The following is a 23,670-nucleotide window of genomic DNA, read 5'->3' as shown; positions in this document are numbered from 1 at the left end:
CTTTGCCTATTAACGGCAGAGGTCTTTTTTGCATTCACTTCCAGATTTTTCCAAAGTTAATAGGCAGGAGTATGGGGAAACTAAATAGTGGGGAAATTCTTCACTTATTTAGAACTTATAGAAATGAGAGGAGAATGTACATGGATGTATCATTATTATTGGAGTATGGTTGGGTATTACTCATCCTAATTGCACTTGAAGGGATTTTAGCGGCTGATAACGCTCTTGTTCTTGCAATTATGGTAAAACATTTACCAGAAGAAAAACGAAAGAAAGCACTATTTTATGGATTAGCGGGGGCATTTGTTTTCCGATTTGGATCGTTATTTATGATTTCGTTCTTAGTCGATGTATGGCAAGTGCAAGCAATCGGTGCCATCTACCTTATGTTTATCGCTGGTAATCACTTATTTAAAACATATGTTAAAAAGAATACAGATGAAGAAACAGAAGAAAAAGAAGCAAAGAAAAAACAAGAGAACTTTTGGTGGACTGTATTTAAAGTTGAGGTTGCTGATATCGCCTTCGCAGTTGATTCAATTTTAGCTGCTGTTGCACTAGCAATGACTTTACCAAAAACAGGATTAGGTACAATTGGTAGTCTTGATACTGGGCAATTCGCTGTTATCTTTGTAGGTGGACTTATCGGATTAATCATTATGCGATTTGCAGCAACTGCTTTCGTACAAATCTTAAAACGTAAACCAGGACTTGAAACCGCAGCATTCTTAATTGTAGGTTGGGTTGGTGTGAAGCTAGCAGTTTATACATTAGCACACCCTGCATTAAATGTAATTCCACATTCATTCCCAGAATCCACTCCGTGGAAGCTTACATTCTGGATCGTATTAGTCGGAATCGCAGTTGGTGGTTGGTTCTTCTCAAAAGAAGTAGAAGTAAAAGTAGAAAAGAATTTAGACGAAAAAGCGCTGTAATTACAGCGCTTTTTCTTTTTTCTTTCTTCCTCTCAATGTCCAGAAAAAATTACATTATACTACCTTTTGTAAACGTTTTCTTAATGTATGTATGTCCTTTTTGTGAAACATTGCACAAACTTATTGAAAGTGAGAACAATTCCATGTACTTTATTCATATAAGGAGTATTTATAGAAGATTTACTAAAGGAGCGTATTACTCATGCTAGAACAAGGACTAGATTATGTTGTCAAACTGGCTAAAAGCAAAAAGAAAATACTAGATACAAACCCAATGCAATATTTCATTCGTGCTGCACTTGCGGGTATTTATATCGGTTTTATTATTGTACTATGTTTTAAATTAGGTAACTTTTTTCACATTGCAGATTCACCAGCAACTTATTTAGCTGCTTCTATGTTTTTCGGGATTGCTCTCGTACTTATTATATATGGCGGTGCTGAATTGTTTACTGGGAACACAATGTACTTTACTGTAGCAACTTTAAGAAAAGAAACAACGATTTCTGATACACTACGTAACTGGGTTGCTTGTTATGCAGGTAACTTAGCCGGCGCGTTATTCTTTGCCTTACTATTTTACGCAACTGGAATTTTTGAAGCAATTGATCACGGTCACTTAATGAATAAAGTCGTTGAAGGAAAGATGAACACACCTACAATGCAGTTATTCTTTAAAGCCATTTTATGTAACTGGCTCGTATGTCTTGCTTGTTTCTTACCTTCTCAGGTTAAAGGTGACACAGCAAAAATAATAGTCATGATGCTACTTGTTTTCACATTCTTCTTATCTGGTTACGAACATAGTATTGCAAACTTATCACTCTTTGCTTTATCTTTAATTTCACCGCATCCTGAGACAATTTCTTTTTCAGGTGCTATTCATAACTTAATTCCTGTTACAATCGGTAACATTATTGGCGGATCAGTATTTGTCGGTATGGTATACCACTACTTAACAAAGAAAACACCTGAAGTTCAACAGGAAGAAACTGAAATCGCAGTAGCTCAACAAGAAGAGATTATTCCTTTACAAGCACATATGAAACACTAAAAACTCCAAAGTTTTACTTTGGAGTTTTTAGCTTCCCACGTATTTAACAACAAGGTGAGGATTAATTTCTCCTTCTTCCTTTCCCTTATCCATTCTCTGTTTCATCTTGTGCATACCGATGACATCATTCGTATGAAGGTGAATTTCATTTACATATAATCCCTCTGTACAAAAAGCTTCTACAAAATCTAGTCCATTTTTTGCTCCCCAGCCCATATTATAATCAAGGGAAAGAATATTCACATCATAATCCCGAACCATTTGCAAGGCACATTCTACTGTAGTTGCGGACACATACCCGAACGGGCAACTTCTTTGATCATCCATATATACGTTCATTTTCGATTCCCTCTCTAATTTGAATAAACAGCTAATACATAGCACATTGCCCCAAGACTAATAAAAGGACCAAATGGAATTGGCTTTCGTACTTCTATACGTTTTAATCCGATACCAATCCCGAAAAAACAAAGACTAAAACAAGATGCTAAAAATAAAACGATAAAAACTCCCTTCACTCCTACTATAAAACCAAGTAACGAAAGTAGTTTTATATCTCCTCCGCCAAGCCCTTCTGGATATATCTTTTGCATGCAATATAACAAAAGGAATATAACACCACTACCAACTATACTATCTGTCCAAGTAACTAATTGTACAAAAACACTTTCGAGAATGAGTAAAACCGCAAACGAAATTAAAATACAATCAGGAATTAACATATATAAGTAATCTGTAACTGAAATAATAAGAAGTAGCGAAAAAAGGGATAAAATGATAATAAGTTCTCGTTCTATTCCAATCATATACACGGTAAGAAGAAATATACTTCCTGTTATACATTCAAATGCTACATATATAATTGGAATTTTCCTCTTACAATTCGTACAACAGCCTCTTTGTATATAAAATGAAATGATGGGGATTAGTTCTTTTGGCCTTAGCACATATTTGCAATAATAACAATGTGAACGCGGGGTAATAATAGACGCACCTAATGGAACCCTCACCGCAACTAACATAAAAAAAGAACCAAACACCATCCCTGCTAACAGTGCATATAAATAAGTGAACATCCCTTCCTCTCCTTTCCCAAAAAACATAGCAAAAAAAGGAGAGAACTTCTACTTCATATTATCCTTTATTCTACTAAAAAAGCAGGCCATTTTCCGGCCTGCTTTCCCCTCTTTTATACGATGAAATATACTGCTTTTAATGGTCCATGTACTCCGACAACAAGATTCATCTCAATGTCAGCCGAGTTACTTGGCCCTGTAATAAAGTTAATACAAGATGCCGCTGTCTCCCCATTTTCTACGCGTGAGTTCATATCCTGAACTGCTTGTGTAATACGAGGCACAAGTGTTTCACGTGGAATAATAGCAAAATATACAGTCGGTAAAAAGTGTAAAGAACGTCCCTGCCCTTTATGACTTTGTACAACAATTGTACCAGATTCGGCTAATGTATAATCACTAAATGCAATACCAATATTCGCTTTTTCAGCTAAACGCATATTTTCGTCTTTTCTCTCTGGATCCCATACGTTTACTTCAACGTCTCGCTTTGGAAGTTCTTCTTTAAATAAAGATGTTAAACCATATGCATCAAAACGATCATCTGCTGATAATAAAATAGGTCCCCCGCCGTTTTCCATGATTACTTTTTGAAGTTCTTCACCTAAACGGTCATTTGTCGTTTCTACTACAGTTGTATGAATGTTTGTACATTGCTTTTTAAACACTTCTAGTAATTCTTCTTGTGAATAATCTTTTAACGTTTCTATATTCACATTACTTTTCCATACTGGACGCTCTACACCTTCTGTTTTACGTGCGCGCCCAAGTTCTTTTGCAATGTTATCTAGAAAGGCATCACGGTTTTGAATTAATCCTGTCATTATTTATCCCCGCCTTTCTTATGATCTTTATACCAATCACGGAATCGTTCTTTACTTGGAGCTGGGAATTCACGAATATCCGTCCAGTTTTTAAGTGGTCCAACACCTTTTGATACACGATTACCAGATGTAAATGGACTCATTGCCGCTGGTGCCATTTTTGAACCCATTTTATATAAAGCAGCTGAAGAAGCACCCATACTAAACATTTTCATCGCTAGTTTTTCTGCAAGTGGTGCACGACCTTCTTGCTCAACGATGACTTGACGATGTTTTAATAATAAATCATGCAATGGAATTTTTACTGGACAAGCTTCTGTACATGCTCCGCATAAACTAGATGCATAAGGAAGCTCTTTGTAATCATCATATCCACCTAGAAGCGGTGTTAATACCGCACCGATTGGTCCTGAGTAAATCGATCCATATGAATGTCCACCAACGTGACGATATACAGGACATACGTTAACACAAGCAGCGCAACGAATACATTGTAATACGGAACGGAATTCAGATCCAAGAATTTGAGAGCGACCATTATCAACAACCACTAAATGGAATTCTTCAGGTCCATCAACTTCCTCTTCTTGAATTGGTCCTGCTACTGTTACATAACTTGTTAATTTTTGACCTACTGCACTACGACATAGTAAACCAACTAAAACATCTAATTCTTCCATTGTCGGAACCATACGTTCCATACCCATTACCGCAATTTGTGTTTTAGGAATTGACATAACAAGATCTGCATTACCTTCATTCGTTACTAAACAAAGAGATCCAGTATTGGCAACAGCAAAGTTACAACCAGTTACACCAATTTCTGCATCCATAAATTTCTCACGAAGTTGTTTACGAACAAACTTTGTCATTTCATATGGGTCATCAGAATTTTCATAGCCTAGCTTTTCTTTAAATACATCGCGAATTTGCGTTCTATTTTTATGAAGTGCAGGTGCAATAATATGTGAAGGTGGATCATTATCTACTTGCAAGATATACTCTCCTAAGTCACTCTCTAATACTTCACAGCCAATCTCTTCAAGCGCATGATTCATACTAATTTCTTCTGTTACCATCGACTTTGATTTTACTACTTTTTTCGCTTGTTTCTTTTTGGCAACGTCTTGAATATACTTTGCAGCTTCCTCTTTCGTCTTCGCAAAGTACACGTGTCCGCCTCTTTTTGATACATTTTCACTTAACTGCATTAAGTAATAATCCAGATTTTCTAACGTATGTTGACGAATTTGTTCACCTAGTTCACGCCACTCTTCCCAGTTTCCTAATTCATCTGCAGCTTTTAAGCGATTCGTATATAAACGCGTTTGTGCAGAAGATACTGCTCCGCGCATAAACGAATCTTGAATTCCATCACCAACGCGATCATTAAATTTTTTCTCACTGATTTTCATAGACATAGCTTATGTTCCCCCTTCATGAGCGACTATTCAGTACCTCAGCAATATGCATTACTTTTACTTCTTTTCCTAAACGCTCAATACGTCCGCCAATGTTTAACAAACACCCACAATCTGCACCGATTAAATAATCTGCACCTGTTTCCATGACACTATCTACTTTTTCGTCTACCATTTGCTCAGAAATTGGAGTCATCTTAACTGAAAACGTTCCCCCAAACCCGCAACAATTTTGCACGTTTGGCAAATCTCTCACAGTTAATCCTTTTACATTTGATAATAAAATTCCTGGTGCTTCTTTTACTCCAAGCATACGCGTCATATGACATGATTTATGAATAGTAGCTATCCCTGGTAAACTTGCACCAACATCTGTAACTTTTAAAACATCTACAATAAACTGTGTAAATTCATAAGTTTTATCAGCAACTTTTTGTGCACGTTTAGCCCACTTTGGATCATCTTTGAAAACATGCGGATACTCATGAAACATTGTCGCACAAGAACCAGATGGCGTAACAATATATTCTGCATCTTCAAAAGTTTCAATCATATGTTTCATCGCTTCTTTTGCTGCTTCTACATGGCCGCTATTATAAGCAGGCTGCCCACAACAAACTTGTGCTTCTGGAAATTCAATTTCACAACCTAAACGCTCCAACACTTCAACTGTTGCTTTGCCGACATTTGTTTCAAACATATCGACTAAACAAGTAACAAATAAAGTAACTTTCATAACTATTACTCCCCCTTTTTACAACTTCACCAACAAACATATGGTCATCAGATGACTTAGTAGAGAAGAAATAGGCTCAACCATGGCCTATCCTCTCCCTCTTCTAAAGAAAACGCTTACTTAATCTTTCTCTATTTTATCAGAAAATTAAATTTTTAAAAGATTAAATTACGAATTTATATCGTTTTTACCTGTGACAATATGTTCTACATTTGTTAAATGATCTAGCATTGCTTGCTGCGCTAATTCTACATCTTGTTTTAACACCGCATCATATATAACTTGATGCTCTTCTATAAGTCGTTCTGATGTCGTTTGTTCACCATATAAAATAATGCGTCTTGATTCACCAATTGTTTCAGCAATCATCTCTGAAACATGATTCATGAGTTCAAGCAAAATGTTATTATGCGAAGACTCTGCAATTCCCATATGAAATTGAAAATCGGCTTTTTCGCCAGCCTTTTCATCTCCAATGCTCTTTGCCATTTCATCTAACCAATGTTTCATATTTTGTAAGTTATCTTCCGTACGTTTTGCCGCCGCTACTCGAACTGCCCCCACTTCAAGCACCTTTCGTACTTCTAATAAATTCAAAATATCTTCTTTCTTCATTAATAATCTATTGTTTAATGATTTCGTTAATGAAGAAGAATCGAAGTTCTTCACATATGTACCTTCTCCTTGTTTCATCTCAATTAAGCCCATCGCTCTTAGCGCACTTAGCGCTTCACGAACAGCAGATCTGCCAACTTGAAACTGCTCAGCTAATTGATGCACAGGGAGTAGTTTGTCACCAGGTTTTAACGTACCATTTTTAATCATTGTTAAAATAGCTTCAGATACTTCTTCGTAAATTTTTTTCGGTTTAATAGATTTGTACTCCAGTTAAATCACCTCAGTATCTTCCAAACAACAATTGAAACGATTTATAAGAACTTTGCATCATAACTATTTTAGACCGAATTGATAAGAAGTACAAATGTTTTGTTCATAAAATAGTCAAATTTTCGATATTTATTACATATTAATTTATATTTTTACGTATAAAGTGAAACTTTAATCAGTGGAGGTTTTGTTCATCGCCCACTGATTATTAGCTCTCACCAATCGGGCTTTTACGGGCAGCAGGGCCTCCACCTAACTTCTTTGCTTCCGTTGAATTTTGAGATAATATGAAGCGACCTCCTAGATTATCAAGTCAGGGATTTTAACCCATAATAATGAATGAAAACATTATGAATGGGGTTATACCCTATGATAATAGGAGGCCACTATGGAAAATATAATCTATATTGGGATGGATGTCCACAAGGAAAGTTTTAGCTTATGTGCACTACACGGAACAACTGGGGAAATTGTAAGAGAAGCACGATGTGCTTCAAATGTATCTCTCGTAAAAAAATTCGTTGAGAAACTGAAAACAAAATATGGTGAAGATATAAAAATTAAAGCTGGATATGAGGCTGGTTGTTTAGGGTATTCACTTCATAATCTTCTTGAACAAAATGGAATTGATTGTGATATTTTAGCTCCCACAACAATGTACAGTTCATCAAAAAATAAAATGGTTAAAAATGATAAATTCGATGCCAAAATGATTGCTCTTAATTTAGCAAATGGCACCTATAAAGAAGTATATGTTCCAGAAGAAGAGGATGTTGCCGTGAAAGAGTATATCCGCATGTTAGGTGATTTTAAAACATCTTTGAAAAAAATAAAACAACAGATAAAAGCATTCCTTTTAAGGCATGGCTATGTGTATGAAGGGAAATCAAGCTGGACAATCGCTTATATGAAATGGTTAAAGAATCTTGATCTACAAGGATTATTCAAAGAAACGTTAGGCGAATACCTATTACAGTATGATGTTCTAGTCGATAAAATTGAGCGGTTCAGTCTGAGATTAGAAGAATTATCTCATCGTGAAAGGTACGAAGAACCAATCGCAAATTTAAGATGCTTAAAAGGTATAGATACAACATCGGCAATGACTGTTCATGTGGAAATTGCAGACTTCACTCGTTTTCCCACGGCTAAAGCATTTATGGCTTATGTAGGATTGACACCAAGCGAAAGCTCAAGTGGAGAAAAAATCAGTCGACGTTCGATTACAAAACAAGGAAATTCGACCGTTAGGTCTACTCTTGTAGAATGTGCAAATGCGTTGGTAAAAGGAACAATCGGATTAAAATCGAAGCGAGTGAAAGCAAGACAAAAAGGGCAACGAAGCGAAGTGATTGCTTATGCGGATCAGGCTGTAGAAAGGTTACAAAGAAAATATTATCGCATGATATATCAAGGGAAACCTAGAAATGTTGCCGTTACAGCTATCGCAAGAGAACTGGGGTGTTTTATATGGGGATTAGAAACAGGTAAAATTCACCGAAAATAAAGAGGGAAGGATATGAAGTTGATTGATTCATTCATAGTTAGAAACCAAAGGTATCAATTGATGGCATAGATGAGCTTCAGAGATAGTGAATTACAGGTCTGGCTATCTATGACTCACCTCTTCTGGCATGGCTGAAATTCTGATAAACAAGCTATTTATTAGAATTTGAAAAGGTGTGATCCACGCAGTGAGATTATAAGAGCCTAACGACGAACCATTAACCTGAGGTAACCAATCCACGAATAACAGAGTGGTTAACTGTCGATAGATCTTATTTCTGAAGCTTTTGTATGCCATCAAGAAAAATATTATGGGTGAAAAACTATTGACAAAGGTCACTTCATAACAGGTGAGTGTCTTACTGCCCGGCGAATAGCGGGATAAATATTTTCTTCAATATAAAGAACATGTCCTAAAAATTAGAACATGCTCCCCTCATCCTGTACATTCAGTTTAATAATAACCGTTGTTCCCTTATCTTTTTCACTTTCAATTTTCCACTGTCCACCATGTATATGAACAATTTGTTTCACAATAGCAAGGCCTAAACCTGTTCCACCGTGTTGACGACTTCTCGCTTTATCAACTCGGTAAAAGCGTTCTCCAAGATTCTCCAAATGTTCTATATCAATACCAATTCCTGTATCTTTTATTTTTAATTCACAGTAATCATCGATTTGCTCTAAAGTTATAACGATATTTCCTTTTTGATTTGTATACCGTATCGCATTATCTAACACATTATGAAGCACTTGTTGCATACGATCCTCATCAATCATGACAATGACCTCTGGATTTAAATTGGTTGAAATATGAATTTCCTTTTCTATAAACTTAATCTCATACGTATCTAATACGTCTTCAATCAGCTGTGAAAAAACGATAGGTTGCTTCTTTAACGGAAAGTGCTCACCTTCTAATTGTGCTAAGTCTAACAAGTCATGAACGAGACGCTGCATACGACCTGCTTCTTTATGAATTAGCTGCGTTACTTTTTCCTGCTGCGGTCCCTTTGCAACACCATCTAAAATAGCCTCGCTATACCCTTTTATATAACTAAGTGGTGTTCTAAGTTCATGCGAAACATTTGCTAAAAATTCCTTACGCTTTACATCTTCTGTTTCTAATGAATTTGCCATTTTATTAAATGCTTTTCCTAATCGTCCAATTTCATCCTCTGAAGAAACTGTAATCCGCTCCGAAAAATCTCCCGTAGCCAAATGATTTGCAACCCGCTCCATTTGCGAAAGTGGCTTCGTAATTGCAATTATAATTTTCCTTCCAACCCATATCGTAATTAAAATCATAGCAATTGCTAACGGTGCTAAAATAAGACCCATATCATAGATTAAATCTTTTATACTTTTTAAAGGAATATACGAATAGACAATTCCGACTAATTTTTTATTTTCCAATACAGGGATGACAACCCCCATAATATTACGGTCAAAATGTTCTTCATATCCTATTTTTGTCACAGTTTTCCCGTCTAATAGCGTTTGCCTATCTCCTTCACTTATAAGAGAATGATGATGCACATCAAAAGGCAAACATGCGCTTAAATCACGCGGATTAGACACGAAAATAACGTCTGAACTAGATATTTGATCAAACGATCTTACTTTCTCTTCAAAAGTTGATATTCCTTCACGCTTATCATATTGAGCAGCAAGACTTTTTCCTTCCATTACTAACGAAGCTTTTAAATTATCAACGTATAATTTTTCATACGAGTATAAAGATACGAAATAAAGAAAGGACACTGTTACACATACTGCACATACTACTGTAAGCCAAAGTTTTTGTACCATCGTAAACATACGTTACACCTCAAATTTATAGCCTACACCCCAAACAGTTTGAATGTAGTTTCCACTTTCTCCAAGCTTCAAGCGCATCGTTTTCACATGCGTATCTACCGTTCTTGTACTTCCGGCATAATCATATCCCCATACCTTTTCAAGTAATTGCTCCCGGCTAAATACTTGTCCTGTATGTTGGCAAAGAAAATATAATAAATCAAACTCTTTTACAGTAAGAGAAATCGGCTCACCACCCGCCTCTATTCGTCTACTTTTTTCATTGATAAGAATTGGTCCAAATTGAATCTCTTCTTGCTGTTCTTGCTTTGTATATCTTCTTAGCACAGCTTCCATACGGGCAACCAATTCACCAGGACTAAACGGTTTTACAATATAGTCATCTGCTCCCATACGTAAGCCGTTCACCCTATTCCACTCTTCACCTTTTGCCGTTAAAAATATAATCGGCACATCTGACGTTTTTCTAATTTCTTTACAAACTGAAAGTCCATCCATTTCTGGCATCATTATATCTAATACAACGAAATCATAATGATCCGTTTCTAGTTTTTTAAGAGCCTCTTTTCCATTCTCAGCTTCTCCCCACTCATATCCAAAGTTATCCAAATACATTCCAACAAGCTGTCTCATATCACTTTCATCATCTACAACTAGCACTCTATATTTATTCATTGTCCTTCCCTTCCCTCTCTATGAGTTGAAACGGTCCTTTTCCGACTTTAATTGTTTGTTTTATTTTCAAATTCTTCATATCTATAACGCACACTTCATCACTATCATAACTGGCTACATACCCTTCTGCTCCGCTCTCAAAAAATGCAAATGGATTCGACCCTACTTCTACAGAAGCTATTTCTTTATATGTGCTAATATCAAACTTTCTAAGTGTATTCGATCCATGACTGAGTGCATATACGTACTTACTATCCTTCGTTATATTCACAGGCATAAATGGAGCGTGTAAAGAACGCACCATTTCTCCACTCTGTAAAGAATACACTAACACTTTCTCATTTACTTGATTTCCATCACCATGTCCGCCAATCCATATTTCTTTCCCATCAGGACTAATCGTCGCTCCTGTTGATGCTGGCGGAATCATAAAGGATTGAATAACTTCTTTTTTCTTCGTATCAATTGTCGTTAGTTTCGTATCATAAAAGTTTAGTACAGATAACCGATTCTGATACTCTACCATCGTTATAGGCCCTTTTCCTGTTGAAACACTTCCTGTCTCTTTCCCATTTATCGTAAAGAACCTTACCTTTTGAACATTTTGATCAGCAGCAAATAATTGTTTTTTATCTGCTGATACCACCACATTTACAATGCCCTTTCCAGTTTTATATTTTCCCACTTGCCTTCCTTCCGCTAGTGAATATACATACATATATTCTAATTGCTTACCGTATACAAGTATTTCATCGCCATTTGGAAGCAGTGTGATTCCGGCCATTGGCTCATTTAGTTCCCATGTCGTAATTAACTTTTTATCTTTTTTATCAATAAAACTAATGCTGCCTTCTTTTATATTCGTAGTTATAATAACATTTTTATCTTTAGCAATTGGTGTATATGAACTTCCTTGACACCCTACTAGTAGAAATAAAAAACAGAGAAGAAAAACATACTTTCTCAAAAGATTCCCTCCATCTTCGGATGATTTCGTTATAATTGTAAAATAACAAATAAATGTGTGGAAAGTGTGAAATTTCCCTTTCTTACTCAATTTACATATATAATGTACAACAAATAGAATTTGAGGTGTGTCAATTATGCTATTTCCTGATTTAGCGAATAAAATTGTACGAGAAGTACGCAGACTAATTACAGAAAATATTATTATCATTAATATAGAAGGCGTTATTATCGCAAGTACAGATACAGAAAGAATTGGTCAATTTCATGAAGGTGCACTCCGCTGCGCCAAACAAAAGAAAACCGTCATCATTACAAAAGAAGATGAAAGGCGATTGCAAGGTGTAAAGGCTGGGATGAATCTTCCTTTATTATTTCATGATGAAGTAATTGGTGTCATTGGGATTACAGGAGAACCTGAAAATATTTCACGCTACGGAGAAATATTGCGTAAGATGACCGAATTATTAATTCATGAAAACTACTTTTTAGAGCAACTAGAACTTGAGCACCGTTCTTATGAAGCTTTTGTCTTTGATTGGCTTCAAAATACAGAGTGGTCCCCGAGTTTTCTTGATCGCGCCAAAACACTTGGCATTGATTTATATAAGAAAAAACAACTTATTTTGTTTTCTATTGGCAAAAATGACACGATGCTCCAGCGTAAAATATGGCAACACATACGTAATATTTTAACAAAAGAGCATCTATTTGTTCGTTGGGGAAATGATCGTTTTATTTTATTTACAGCAACGAGCTCAAAAGAGCAAACTTATCAATTTTTAAAACGGTTAAAACAAGACTGCGAAACTTTATTTTCTATTTCTTTATATATCGGGATTGGACAAACAGTTACCTCAAACAATATGAACATATGTTACGAACAAGCATTACGCGCTCTTTCTGTATCATTGGAAACGAAAAAAATTGTATTTAATGAAGATTTACGTTTAGAAATGTGTTTACAAGATATTTCTGCCGAAACGCGTGAACAATTTCTAGAGCGTACCATCGAAAACTTATTATCATTTCCTGAGCTTATACATACTTTGCGCTTATTTATCGATTATAACCAATCTTATAAACAGACGGCTAAACAATTACATATACACATTAACACATTACATTACAGGCTAAAAAAGATTGAAGAACATACAGGACTTGATCCAAAACAATTCAAAGACTTAAACGTTTTATACTTCGCACTCCTCCTATTAGATGATCATACAAAAAAGAACGATAAAACAGATTAATCTTTAGATGATTATACATAGAAAGAATCCCTCGACTTTTTTATCATTATAATGAAAGCACTGTTACCACGTTGTTTATTATAACTAAACACGTTAACAGTTTGAGGGGGATTTCCAATGTTAGAAAAACAAATTATTCATTCATTCGTATCTATTGTTGGCGAAGATAATGTAGATACATCCAATATGGGGCGTTTAACTTATAGTTATGATGCCACTCCAAACTTCCAAGCAATGCCTGATGCAGTCATTGCTCCTCGTAATACAAATGAAGTAGCTGAAGTATTAAAAGTATGTAACACTCACAAAATTCCTGTGTATGTGCGCGGGTCTGGAACAAATCTTTGCGCAGGAACATGTCCACTTGAAGGCGGTATCGTCCTTATTTTCCGCCATATGAACAATATTTTAGAAATTGATGAAGAAAACTTAACAATTACTGTACAAGCTGGTGTCATTACACTTGATATTATTAAAGCGGTAGAAGAAAAAGGTTTATTTTATCCACCAGATCCAAGCTCGATGAAAATTTCTACAATCGGCGGTAATATTAATGAAAACTCAGGTGGATTACGCGGTTTGAAATACGGTGTAACACGTGATTATGTAATGGGGCTTGAACTTGTCTTACCAAATGGCGATATTATTCGCACTGGTGGTAAATTAGCAAAAGATGTAGCTGGTTACGATTTAACTCGTTTATTTATCGGTTCTGAAGGAACACTTGGCGTGGTAACAGAAGCTATATTAAAACTTGTTCCTATGCCTGAAACAAAGAAAACAATGCTTGCACTATATGAAGATATTAATGAAGCTGCACGTGCTGTTTCTTCTATTATTGCAAATAAAATCATTCCAGCAACACTGGAGTTCTTAGACCAACCGACAATTGAAGTAGTAGAAGAGTTTGCGCAAATCGGTTTACCTACAGATGTAAAAGCAATTTTATTAATTGAACAAGACGGCCCTCCCGAAGTAGTCAATCGAGATATTGAAAACATGGCTAATGTTTGCCGCTCTATGAATGCAGTTGATGTTCGTATTGCAAAAGACGAAACAGAAGCAGATGCGCTTCGTACCGCTCGCCGTAGTGCTCTATCAGCGCTCGCACGATTAAAACCTACTACAATATTAGAAGATGCGACTGTACCACGTTCACAAATCGCTCCGATGGTTGAAGCTATTAATGCCATTGCAAAAAAATATAATATTCCTATTTGTACGTTTGGACACGCTGGTGATGGTAATTTACATCCAACTTGTATGACAGACGCTCGTAATGCAGAAGAAATGCACCGAGCTGAACAAGCTTTTGCTGAAATATTTGCGAAAGCAATTGAACTTGGTGGCACAATTACTGGTGAACATGGTGTTGGTGCAATGAAAGCTCCATATTTAGAAATGAAATTAGGTAAAGAAGGTATTGCAGCTATGCAAGGAATAAAGCAAGCTTTCGATCCAAATAACATTATGAATCCTGGAAAAATGTTCGCGAAAGACACTCGAAAAAGAGTGGTGGTTGAGCAATGACCACATTAAATAAAGAAAATATTCAAAAAGAATTTAAAGAACGATTAAGTGAAGATGAATTACTAAACTGTATGCGATGCGGTTTTTGTTTACCTACTTGTCCTACCTACATTCAATCCGGATATAAAGAGTCACATTCACCACGCGGACGTATTGCATTAATGAAAGCAGTCGTTGATGGTTTAATCGAACCAGATGAAGATGTTGAACATACATTAAACGTTTGTCTTGGTTGCCGTGCTTGTGAACCTGTTTGTCCATCTGGTGTAAATTATGGACATTTATTAGAAGAAGCTCGTGATATTATTAATCAAAATAAAAAATTCTCAGTGCCAGTGAAAGCTGTTCGAAAAGCCGTTTTTGAAGGACTATTCCCCCATCAAAATCGAATGAGAACATTAACTGGACTAATCGGATTTTATCAACGTTCTGGTTTACAAACGCTAACACATAAAACAGGGATTATGAAGTTATTCCCTGAAACACTTGCAACGATGGATCTCGTTTTACCAAAAGTCCCTAAAATGAAAGCCATGAAAGATCGTCCTTCATTTTTACCTGCAGAAAGCACAAAGAAAAAACAAGTTGCATTCTTCACAGGCTGCTTAATGGATACGATGTTTTTAGAAACAAATAACGCAACGATGAAACTTCTTCAATTAGCTGGTTGTGATATCGTTATTCCAAAAACACAAAGTTGCTGCGGTGCATTGCATGGACATGCTGGTGAAAAGAGTGGAGCAAAAGAATTAGCAAAGCGAAATATAAAAGCATTCGAAGATTTAAACATCGACTATATTATTACGAATGCAGGTGGTTGCGGGGCTTATCTCGTAGACTATGATTATCTTTTAAAAGATGATCCGGATTGGGCTGAACGTGCTAAGCAGTTTGTTTCTAAAATTAAAGATATTACTGCTATACTAGTAGAACTAGACTTCCATAAGCGAACTGACTTACGACTCACGCCGCAAGTTATTACGTATCAAGACTCTTGTCATTTACGCAATGTTATGCGCACATCTTCTGAACCTCGTATGTTACTAGAGGCTATCCAAGGTGCAACATATCGAGAAATGAAAGATGCCGACCGCTGCTGTGGCTCTGCTGGTATTTACAATATTGTTCATTCAGAGTTATCAATGGAATTTCTAGATTACAAAATGGACCGTGTGCATGAAACAGAAGCAGCAACCATTGTTACTGCAAATCCAGGTTGTTTATTACAAATGAAATTGGGTATTGAGCGAGAAGGGCTTTCTCATAAAATGAGAGGAATTCACATTGTGGATTTATTATTAGAAGCAATTGAAACTAACTCGTAACATACGTAATAATAGGAAAACGGCTATTTCCTTCGTCTATGTAAAGAGATAGCCGCTTTTTTGTCTGCTACAACATTAAAAATATGTTACTTTATTATAAAAAAGAACAACAGAAACATTACAGTTTTGTAAAAATCAATCCATTATATTCCTCAAAAAAACGTTCAAACCATTGATACAATAGGATTCTTCATTTTCTATTTAGGTAACTTTATCCAAAAACCCCCTCTTAAAACCAAGTATAAAAACACTATAAATTCCTTTTATACTCTATATTTCTCTTATTTTTGCTCCCTTCTTCTCTTAGGATAAATTAGGTAATTTTAAAGTCTATGAATTTTTTTCCATCTTTTTTCTCGCAAATTGTATGCTACGATGAATTTGTCAGTCAGACAGGCTGTCAAAAACAAATCGTGTGAAAACAAATTAAAACTTTATATAGGGGGACACACATCATGAAAAAGCGTGTTTTATTATCTGTAGCTGCTGCAACAGCTCTTACTTTAGGAGTATCTTCTCTAGATGCACAAGCTGCAACAGTACAACCATCTAACGTAAAGGTTCAAAATATTCAGCATTCAAAAGTAATGATGAAACAAATGAGCCAACAAGAATTACAAGCATTCTTACAATCTATGGGAGTTGAATCATTAGCACAATGGCAACAAGGAAACTTCCAACCAAACTGCTTCATTCCTGGTCAACAACCTACTGAAAATGTTGTAACTGAGCAACCAACAGCTAAGCCAGAAACTCAAAAGCCAGTTGAGCAAAAACCTGCCGAGCAAAAGCCTGCTGAAGAAGTTCAAAAACCAGAAGCTCAAAAGCCTGCTGAAAACAACAATACTCAAAAACCTGCTGAACAAAAACCAGCTGAGCAAAAGCCTGCTGAAGAAGCAAAATCTTTAAGCGAGTTTGAACAACGTGTTGTTGAATTAACAAACGCTGAGCGTGCAAAACAAGGCTTACCAGCACTAAAAATCGATACTGAATTAAGCAAAGTAGCACGTATTAAGTCTGAAGATATGCAAAAAAACAACTACTTTGATCATAACAGCCCTACATACGGGTCTCCGTTTGACATGATGAAGAAATTTGGTATTTCTTATACATCTGCAGGTGAAAACATCGCTCAAGGTCAACGTACACCTGAAGAAGTAGTACAAGCTTGGATGAACAGCGCTGGACACCGTGCAAACATCTTAAATAACGGCTTCACTCACATCGGTGTTGGTTATGTAGAAAGCGGCAACTACTGGACACAACAATTTATTACGAAGTAAATAGATTAAAAGAGTCTTCTCATAATGAGAAGACTCTTTTTTAAGTTTCATAGCTTTCTATTATGTATGAATAGAAAATATATAACATAAACAACATAGATCCACAGCTTATTACACTAAGCAATACATAAAATCCCCACTCTAAGTTCAAAAACAATGAAAACAATATGCCACATGCCATCACTTGAAAAATCCGTCTACTCACTAAACAAATTTTTTGTAATTTAATTGGATCTTTTTCTTTTTCTTTGCCTTTTATTTTCTTAAATTCTTTACTCAGCATAAAAAGAAACATACTAATCCCAATCGTTAATCCTGTTTGAAAGGATATCAAATCCCCAAAATTAATAAAGAGGATAAGCGTATGAATAAACAACATAAATAACGTAATTTTCTTTATAAATCCGCCTATAATACCATGCTCTCTTTCATTAAACTTAAATATATTATGTGAAATAATATACAAAAATCCATATGAAAAAATAATAAAACAGGGAATAAATGCTACAACGACTTGTTTACTCATAAACTCGTTTGGCTGACCATTTACATTCCAATGTACTGCCATACGATTTGGTAAATAGGGATAGAGAAATAGAGTAAGTAAAAGACAAGCGAAAAATATTCCCAGTACATACTTATATTTAATCAAGTGATTCTCACCTCTCTTTTCTCTTAACGGCTTCGCTTCTTTTAGAGAAATCCCTGCAAAAATCTACTTTTTTCAAGTTAAAACTTATACTTTACGCATTTTCTTTTTGAAATTCTTTTATTTTATTATTTAACTTTGTAGGAAACGGCACATCAACTTCAATCGCTTCTTTCGTAATTGGATGCAAGAAATGTATCTTCATCGCATGCAATGCTTGACTGGACATATATTTTGTTTGTCCACCATATAATACATCCCCAACTAATGGATTACCATTATGACTCATATGAACACGAATTTGATGTGTTCTACCCGTTTCTAATTGTAACGTTACGAGAGTCGTGTTTTGCTTCTTAAAATACTTTTCTACTTTATAATATGTGATAGCTTGGTCACCTTTTGGAGAAATACGACGCCTTGTAGCATGATGGCGATCCCTTCCGATAGCAGCATCAATCTTTCCTTGTTTCTTCTTTACTTTCCCTTCAACGAGCGCTGCGTACGTTCTTTTAATTTTTCTTTCCATTAATAAGCGATCCATAATTGAACCAGCAATTCTATGCTTAGCAAACACGACACCACCTGTCGTATCTTTATCTAAACGATGAATATGACGCACCTTCGTCTCTAAACCTTGCATTTGAAAATGAAAAGCAACAAGATTTGCAAGCGTCCCGGTTCCACCTTTTTCAGCAGGGTGTGTGTCCATTTGCTCTGGTTTATTTACGATAAGTACGTGATCATCTTCGTATACTACATGTAATTCACCATATTCTGGATCTACACCGTACTCTTCCTCCGCAAACATATGGACTTGTAACTTATCGTTCTCTTTTAAAAGCTCATTCCATCTTCTTTGTTCCCCGTTAACCGTAACACCTTTTTCCATACGAAGCTGATGTAATAGCTTTTTCGGTATTTCCCATTCTACTTTTAATACCGATTCAATACTTATACCATTCCATTTAGCTGGAACGGTAATTTCACACCATTTACCCTTTTTGTTTGTTTCCATACTGTTTATCACCTTATTTCTATTGATTCTCTCATTGTAACGGAAAACACACTTTGATGCACCGTCAAAAATAGAGGACAGTCTTATAATAGACTGCCCCTCAAGCTCTAAGTCTTTTCATTTCTAACAATACTTCTTCAGCTTTTTGTTCATACGATAAATCCTTAAAGAAATCCGCCAACCTTTTATAATCATTGTAAGCATCTAATAAATCGTCCATCTTTTCTATTTTCATCACTTGTTGTTTTTGTTTCATTTTTACTGGATAGCGATAACCTGATACTTCTTGTATTTTGTAATACTCATCCTCTACTTGAACGACCTTTACAAGTTCTTCCTCTTCTGCATCCATCGTATACCCGTCAAATTCTCTAAGTAGTTCATAAATGATATGAGTCCATTCATCTTTTGGATAAAATCCTTTTTCTAACCGATAACCGACAATGCGATACATATGCCCATCGTTCTCGGCAAACTGTACTGTATCATTTAACTTAAACTTAAAATAACGAAACATTGCCTTCACCTACTTATTATGTAATGTTCTTATCACATACTATTTGCAAAATGTAGGCTTTGCTATTCATAAAAAATGCTCATCATATTGATGAGCATTTTTTACGATGATTTTTCTCGTTTTTTTCGAAATGGTAACCACCAGTTCCAGTCTCCAAATAACTTCATTAAGCTTGGTACGAGCATAAGACGAATAATTGTTGCATCAAGAAATATTGCTAATGCAACGCCAAGACCCATCTGCTTTACTGGTAAAATATCAGTAAATGCGAATGCACCAGTTACAACAATCATTATTAAAGCAGCTGATGTAATGATTCTACTTGTTGAAACGAGCCCTTCTAACGTTGCTTGATCGTTATCTCCTGTTTCTTCATAGAGCTCATGAATACGTGAAATAAGAAATACTTCATAATCCATACTAAGCCCAAATACGAGGCCAAAAATGAAGATTGGTAAGACAAACAGAACCGGACTTGCTTCTAAACCGAAATGACCACCTTCAAATAACCAAACAACAATTCCAATGGTTGCACTTAAACTAAGTATATTCATAACAATTGCCTTAATTGGAATGAGTATAGATCGGAATGCAAATAATAATATAACAAAGGTCGATCCAAATATAACAGACATACCAATTACAACTTTATCTTTAATTTCATCTTCTAATTCTTGTTGAAACGTCGTCATTCCGCCTAGATAATACGTAACATCCGTTTCTTTATAGTTCTTTTTAAAGTCACGTACCCACTGTTTTGCAGTCTCTGTACGTGGTTTTGTTTTCAAAAATATTTCTATCGTCGTCTTATTCCCTTGCGTGTATGCTTCAAATACAGGAGTTAGTTTCGCTGATTCTGGCGACTGCAACATTCCAACAACTTGATCTGCTTTCATTCCAGTTAACCCGTCGTATAAACTTCTTACTTCATGTACTTTCTTATCACCTTTTAACTTTTGAACGACTTCTTCTATCTTTTGTAGACTTTCTTTTTCTTTCATATCTTTTTCCGTCTCTACAACTAACGTAACATCAGCGTGTGTTTTGACAGTTTCATTAAATGCTTCTTCATACTTTTCATATGCAATCCTTGTATCACTCTTTTCAGGTAAAGCTTCAACACCAGGGAACTGCAAATTAGCTGTACGTAACGGTAATAAGCAAATAACAATAAATGTTGTAACAACAATAATCATTGCAATTGGATGTTTCATCACAAATTTTGCAAATTTACGCCATGCTTTTGCCGGCGTATGTGCTACTTGATTCTTTTTTAATATTCTTTTACCGATTAACGATAATAGTGCTGGAAGAAGTGTGAGTGAGAATAAAATACTCATAATGACAACAATCATTCCGCTAATCGCGACAGATTGAATATAATCTATCTTAAAGAAAAACAAACCGGATAACCCAACAAATACGCATAATCCTGAAAATACAATCGCACGTCCTGCCGTTTGATATGTAATTGCTATCGCTTCTTTTACCGTTCGTTTAGCAACTTCCTCTCGAAAACGGTTCACAAATAATAGCGCAAAATCAATAGATAATGCAAGTCCAATCATCGGTGCAACGTTTAACACGAAAATAGATAGTTCTTTATCAACACCGATGAAATACAATATACCCATCGTACTAATAACACTAAGCGCCCCATTCAAAATCGGTAAAATTGATGCCAAAAGACTACCAAACGAAAATAGTAATACAAGAAACGCAATTGGTAATCCAATCATCTCTGCTACTTTTAAATCATTTTGCGTTCTTTCATTAATCTCTTTATTAATTTTCGGAAACCCTGTAGGTGTTACTTTTAATGCTATATTACTTTCTTTCTCAATCTCATCAGCAAATTGTAATGTCTTTTTCATTCGTTCCTTATTTGTTTTCCCCGAAAATAAAATTGTCGCATAGCCGATGTCATCTTGTAGCATTTCTTTATTTTGGATTGGGTGATGGAAAGATTCATAGTTCTCTTTCTCTTGAACATTCTTTACAATTTCATTTATTCGCTTTTTAAATTCCTCATGCGAAGCATCTTTATTTTTCTCAAAAACGAGCAGCAGCGTATCTTGAGACTTCTTAAAATCTTTATCTAAAATTTCTTTCGTTTTTTGATAGTCGCCTTCGGTTTGGAAACCGTCACCACCTAATACTCCCGGTAACTTTGGAGCAAAAATCCCAAGTGCGATTGCGAGCAACAGTAACGCTACAATTACTGTATAACGAAACTGATACAAAAAGGCTCCTAACTTCCCCCACTTATCAACTTTATGTACATTTGTCTTCACACATTTTCACCTACTTTACATAATTCAATTGTCACTTATACTGTATCACATCTTGATATAAACAAAAAACGTCTGGAAAAACTATAATAATAGTTTTTCCAGACGTTTTTCTATCTCTCTTTATTAAGCCCTAATCTCTCAGTAAGTAAACGATGGTAGTAAATCGCGATAATTAACAAAATACCACCTACGCAGTAACCAGCTAAAATATCAGTTGGGTAATGTACATTTAAAATGACTCTACTTAATCCAATCGATAGAATTACTATACCCATCAAAATCGTTGTGACACATTTCCCAGCTACGCTTTTCAAATTAGCAGCAATGATATAAGTAAGAAATCCAAATGTCATAATTGATAGCATTGCATGTCCACTAGGAAAACTATATCCAAGTGCATCTAGCGCTTCATTTAATGACGGACGTTCTCTCTTTACAATCTCTTTTATCCCTTTATTCACAAGATGTGTTACTAAAATTCCCATTGGATATACAATCATCGCAGCATAATAACGCTTCTTCCAAAAAACAAGCAAACTTATAACGAGCGTAGCGACTATCCCAATTGCTGATCCCAATTTTGTAAAGTACGAGAAAAATGTAAGAGAACTTTCCGTTTGTAGCCCTCTTACTAATCCACGGACATATGTATCCATCACTGTAACGCCACCTGCATGTACGCGCCAAGCAACAATACCAAATACAGCAAATAACAAACCGATACACATTACCTCATACTGATGTAACTTCTTCTTCAAACGATTTCCTCCTACTATGAAAAAATGCGATTTCTACTTTAGAAACCGCATTTCCTTGCTTATTTACCTTTTGTTTTTAGCTCTGTCCAGTAACGATCATAGTCTTTTAACTTATCGTCTACATCAACAAGCCATTCTGTACGATCTAACTCTTCTTTCGTTAAGAAAATCATGTGATTATCACGGTATTCTTTACTATGAAGAGGATGAGCTTTTTCATTTGGATTACTGTAACCAATTGACTCGTAGTTTTTCACACTTACTTTTTCATCTAGTAAGTAGTTCATAAATTTCTCAGCAAGCTCTTTATGTTTTGCACCTTTTGGAATTGCTAACGTATCAGCCCAAATTGTGCCGCCTTCTTTTGGTACAACATATTCTACATCTTTATTATCTTTTGCGATAAATGCTGCATCTCCAGACCAAACTGTTCCGATCCAAGCATCTTCTGTAATGAATTTTTGTTTAATGTTATCTGTATCAAATGCTAATAAGTTTGGAAGCAGCTTCTTTAAATCATCTGCTGCTGTCTTTAATTGTGCATCGTCTTTCGTACTGTTTGAGAACCCGTGCTTCTTAAGACCCACTCCTAATACTTCACGAGAATCGTTCAGTAACGTTACATGTCCTTTATATTTCTCATTCCATAAGTCCGCCCAGCTTGTAGGTGCTTCTTTCACATACTTTTTATTGTATGCAATCCCTGTTACACCCCAAGTGTACACTAAAGAATATTTATTCTCTGGATCAAACGCAGGTGTTTTAAAATTAGAAACCATATTTTCGATATTCGGGATATTCTTTTTATCTAACGGCGCTAATAAGTCCATTTTCGCCATTGTTTTAACCATGTAATCCGACGGCTGAATTAAGTCATACTTTGCGCCACCAGCTTGTAATTTCGCAAGCATTTCTTCATTACTTGCGTACTTGTCATAGTTAATTTTCACATTATACTTCTTTTCAAAATCTTTTAGCACTTGCTCATCAAAATTGTCAGCCCAACTATAAATATTTAATTCTTCTTTCTTTTCACCACAACCAGCAAGCACACCAGCAACAAGGCTAAAGCTAATTGCTGCGCCAGCTATTCTTTTCATTAATTTCATCGGTTTATTACCCCCTTGTACTTTCTATATCG

General features: G+C 35.6%; 22 protein-coding genes. 7 read left to right on the top strand and 15 right to left on the bottom strand.

All coding sequences use genetic code 11. The features are described from left to right. Positions 1–140 precede the first annotated feature (140 nt). Together MHH55_RS00575 and MHH55_RS00570 are read left to right on the top strand one after the other, a co-directional pair. Positions 141–935 (top strand): TerC family protein, encoded by a 795-nt coding sequence (locus MHH55_RS00575; RefSeq protein WP_000383314.1) that lies wholly within the window; start codon positions 141–143, stop codon positions 933–935. Positions 936–1,137: 202 nt separating this feature from the next. Beyond that, positions 1,138–1,989, top strand: a complete 852-nt coding sequence (locus MHH55_RS00570; RefSeq protein ID WP_078186375.1) for a formate/nitrite transporter family protein — start codon at positions 1,138–1,140, stop codon at positions 1,987–1,989. 27 nt (positions 1,990–2,016) lie between these two features. On the opposite strand, the gene MHH55_RS00565 is transcribed toward MHH55_RS00570, so the two are convergent. From MHH55_RS00565 to MHH55_RS00540, 6 genes are all read right to left on the bottom strand, one after another. Beyond that, a complete protein-coding gene (locus MHH55_RS00565) occupies positions 2,017–2,328 on the bottom strand; it encodes a cyclic-phosphate processing receiver domain-containing protein (protein WP_001103770.1) in 312 nt (103 codons plus the stop codon). Between the two features lie 14 nt (positions 2,329–2,342). After that, positions 2,343–3,065, bottom strand: coding sequence for a prepilin peptidase (locus MHH55_RS00560; RefSeq protein WP_000495726.1), 723 nt, complete (start codon positions 3,063–3,065; stop codon positions 2,343–2,345). Between the two features lie 113 nt (positions 3,066–3,178). Then, positions 3,179–3,889, bottom strand: a complete 711-nt coding sequence (locus MHH55_RS00555; protein ID WP_000147189.1) for a LutC/YkgG family protein — start codon at positions 3,887–3,889, stop codon at positions 3,179–3,181. Beyond that, positions 3,889–5,310: a LutB/LldF family L-lactate oxidation iron-sulfur protein gene (locus MHH55_RS00550; RefSeq protein ID WP_000061930.1), complete on the bottom strand. Its 1,422-nt coding sequence runs from the start codon at positions 5,308–5,310 to the stop codon at positions 3,889–3,891. Before MHH55_RS00550 ends, MHH55_RS00555 begins: the two co-directional genes overlap by 1 nt. Positions 5,311–5,326: 16 nt before the next feature. After that, positions 5,327–6,046, bottom strand: coding sequence for a (Fe-S)-binding protein (locus MHH55_RS00545; protein WP_000869148.1), 720 nt, complete (start codon positions 6,044–6,046; stop codon positions 5,327–5,329). Positions 6,047–6,214: 168 nt separating this feature from the next. Further along, positions 6,215–6,904, bottom strand: coding sequence for a FadR/GntR family transcriptional regulator (locus MHH55_RS00540; RefSeq protein ID WP_254904515.1), 690 nt, complete (start codon positions 6,902–6,904; stop codon positions 6,215–6,217). Between the two features lie 418 nt (positions 6,905–7,322). Here MHH55_RS00540 and MHH55_RS00535 point away from each other — a divergent pair, with 418 nt between their 5' ends. Next, entirely contained in the window at positions 7,323–8,441 is a 1,119-nt protein-coding gene (locus MHH55_RS00535) for an IS110 family transposase (protein ID WP_340880263.1), read from the top strand. 419 nt (positions 8,442–8,860) lie between these two features. Here the strand turns inward: MHH55_RS00535 and MHH55_RS00530 are convergent, their stop codons facing one another. The 3 genes from MHH55_RS00530 to MHH55_RS00520 are packed head-to-tail and all read right to left on the bottom strand — an operon-like array spanning position 8,861 to position 11,903. Continuing rightward, positions 8,861–10,261, bottom strand: coding sequence for a sensor histidine kinase (locus tag MHH55_RS00530; RefSeq protein ID WP_000494796.1), 1,401 nt, complete (start codon positions 10,259–10,261; stop codon positions 8,861–8,863). A gap of 3 nt (positions 10,262–10,264) precedes the next feature. After that, positions 10,265–10,936, bottom strand: coding sequence for a response regulator transcription factor (locus tag MHH55_RS00525; protein WP_001046398.1), 672 nt, complete (start codon positions 10,934–10,936; stop codon positions 10,265–10,267). Continuing rightward, a complete protein-coding gene (locus MHH55_RS00520) occupies positions 10,929–11,903 on the bottom strand; it encodes a YncE family protein (RefSeq protein WP_001234154.1) in 975 nt (324 codons plus the stop codon). The genes MHH55_RS00525 and MHH55_RS00520 overlap by 8 nt, the downstream gene beginning before the upstream one ends. A 136-nt stretch (positions 11,904–12,039) precedes the next feature. Here MHH55_RS00520 and MHH55_RS00515 point away from each other — a divergent pair, with 136 nt between their 5' ends. The 4 genes from MHH55_RS00515 (at position 12,040) to MHH55_RS00500 (ending at position 17,293) form a co-directional block, all read left to right on the top strand. Further along, the gene (locus tag MHH55_RS00515) at positions 12,040–13,155 is read left to right on the top strand and encodes a CdaR family transcriptional regulator (RefSeq protein ID WP_000898641.1); all 1,116 of its coding nucleotides are present in this window, start codon (positions 12,040–12,042) and stop codon (positions 13,153–13,155) included. A 117-nt stretch (positions 13,156–13,272) separates the two neighbouring features. Continuing rightward, on the top strand, positions 13,273–14,685 hold the full coding sequence (glcD, locus tag MHH55_RS00510; protein ID WP_000890755.1) for a glycolate oxidase subunit GlcD: 1,413 nt from the start codon (positions 13,273–13,275) through the stop codon (positions 14,683–14,685). Further along, positions 14,682–16,010, top strand: coding sequence for a (Fe-S)-binding protein (locus MHH55_RS00505; protein ID WP_000209619.1), 1,329 nt, complete (start codon positions 14,682–14,684; stop codon positions 16,008–16,010). The genes glcD and MHH55_RS00505 overlap by 4 nt, the downstream gene beginning before the upstream one ends. 455 nt (positions 16,011–16,465) lie before the next feature. Next, positions 16,466–17,293: a CAP domain-containing protein gene (locus MHH55_RS00500; RefSeq protein WP_000747596.1), complete on the top strand. Its 828-nt coding sequence runs from the start codon at positions 16,466–16,468 to the stop codon at positions 17,291–17,293. A gap of 40 nt (positions 17,294–17,333) precedes the next feature. Here the strand turns inward: MHH55_RS00500 and MHH55_RS00495 are convergent, their stop codons facing one another. The 6 genes from MHH55_RS00495 to potD all read right to left on the bottom strand — a co-directional run bounded on the left by MHH55_RS00495 (position 17,334) and on the right by potD (position 23,638). Then, positions 17,334–17,945: a DUF1648 domain-containing protein gene (locus MHH55_RS00495; RefSeq protein WP_006917704.1), complete on the bottom strand. Its 612-nt coding sequence runs from the start codon at positions 17,943–17,945 to the stop codon at positions 17,334–17,336. 91 nt (positions 17,946–18,036) lie between these two features. After that, positions 18,037–18,960: an RluA family pseudouridine synthase gene (locus MHH55_RS00490; RefSeq protein WP_000449648.1), complete on the bottom strand. Its 924-nt coding sequence runs from the start codon at positions 18,958–18,960 to the stop codon at positions 18,037–18,039. Positions 18,961–19,060: 100 nt separating this feature from the next. Then, a complete protein-coding gene (locus tag MHH55_RS00485; protein ID WP_000490301.1) occupies positions 19,061–19,477 on the bottom strand; it encodes a hypothetical protein in 417 nt (138 codons plus the stop codon). Positions 19,478–19,578: 101 nt separating this feature from the next. Beyond that, a complete protein-coding gene (locus MHH55_RS00480) occupies positions 19,579–21,771 on the bottom strand; it encodes an MMPL family transporter (protein WP_000856412.1) in 2,193 nt (730 codons plus the stop codon). Positions 21,772–21,881: 110 nt separating this feature from the next. After that, on the bottom strand, positions 21,882–22,529 hold the full coding sequence (locus MHH55_RS00475) for a phosphatase PAP2 family protein (protein WP_000727797.1): 648 nt from the start codon (positions 22,527–22,529) through the stop codon (positions 21,882–21,884). 59 nt (positions 22,530–22,588) lie between these two features. After that, a complete protein-coding gene (gene potD / locus MHH55_RS00470; RefSeq protein WP_000772485.1) occupies positions 22,589–23,638 on the bottom strand; it encodes a spermidine/putrescine ABC transporter substrate-binding protein PotD in 1,050 nt (349 codons plus the stop codon). Positions 23,639–23,670: the final 32 nt, after the last annotated feature.

It is taken from the genome of Bacillus sp. FSL K6-2944 (assembly GCF_038005385.1).
GTDB classification, from domain to species: domain Bacteria; phylum Bacillota; class Bacilli; order Bacillales; family Bacillaceae_G; genus Bacillus_A; species Bacillus_A cereus.
Note: the sequence above shows the minus strand (reverse complement) of the source record. Positions and strands in the feature narration are given on the sequence as shown.

Bases quoted from the DNA above. Each gene is read 5' to 3' on its own strand.
- MHH55_RS00565 (WP_001103770.1), bottom strand. From the start codon at position 2,328: ATGAACGTATATATGGATGATCAAAGAAGTTGCCCGTTCGGGTATGTG.
- MHH55_RS00485 (WP_000490301.1), bottom strand. From the start codon at position 19,477: ATGTTTCGTTATTTTAAGTTTAAGTTAAATGATACAGTACAGTTTGCC.
- MHH55_RS00570 (WP_078186375.1), top strand. From the start codon at position 1,138: ATGCTAGAACAAGGACTAGATTATGTTGTCAAACTGGCTAAAAGCAAA.
- MHH55_RS00550 (WP_000061930.1), bottom strand. From the start codon at position 5,310: ATGTCTATGAAAATCAGTGAGAAAAAATTTAATGATCGCGTTGGTGAT.
- MHH55_RS00515 (WP_000898641.1), top strand. From the start codon at position 12,040: ATGCTATTTCCTGATTTAGCGAATAAAATTGTACGAGAAGTACGCAGA.
- MHH55_RS00500 (WP_000747596.1), top strand. From the start codon at position 16,466: ATGAAAAAGCGTGTTTTATTATCTGTAGCTGCTGCAACAGCTCTTACT.
- MHH55_RS00505 (WP_000209619.1), top strand. From the start codon at position 14,682: ATGACCACATTAAATAAAGAAAATATTCAAAAAGAATTTAAAGAACGA.
- glcD (WP_000890755.1), top strand. From the start codon at position 13,273: ATGTTAGAAAAACAAATTATTCATTCATTCGTATCTATTGTTGGCGAA.
- MHH55_RS00525 (WP_001046398.1), bottom strand. From the start codon at position 10,936: ATGAATAAATATAGAGTGCTAGTTGTAGATGATGAAAGTGATATGAGA.
- MHH55_RS00560 (WP_000495726.1), bottom strand. From the start codon at position 3,065: ATGTTCACTTATTTATATGCACTGTTAGCAGGGATGGTGTTTGGTTCT.
- MHH55_RS00545 (WP_000869148.1), bottom strand. From the start codon at position 6,046: ATGAAAGTTACTTTATTTGTTACTTGTTTAGTCGATATGTTTGAAACA.
- potD (WP_000772485.1), bottom strand. From the start codon at position 23,638: ATGAAATTAATGAAAAGAATAGCTGGCGCAGCAATTAGCTTTAGCCTT.
- MHH55_RS00530 (WP_000494796.1), bottom strand. From the start codon at position 10,261: ATGTTTACGATGGTACAAAAACTTTGGCTTACAGTAGTATGTGCAGTA.
- MHH55_RS00575 (WP_000383314.1), top strand. From the start codon at position 141: ATGGATGTATCATTATTATTGGAGTATGGTTGGGTATTACTCATCCTA.
- MHH55_RS00490 (WP_000449648.1), bottom strand. From the start codon at position 18,960: ATGGAAACAAACAAAAAGGGTAAATGGTGTGAAATTACCGTTCCAGCT.
- MHH55_RS00535 (WP_340880263.1), top strand. From the start codon at position 7,323: ATGGAAAATATAATCTATATTGGGATGGATGTCCACAAGGAAAGTTTT.
- MHH55_RS00555 (WP_000147189.1), bottom strand. From the start codon at position 3,889: ATGACAGGATTAATTCAAAACCGTGATGCCTTTCTAGATAACATTGCA.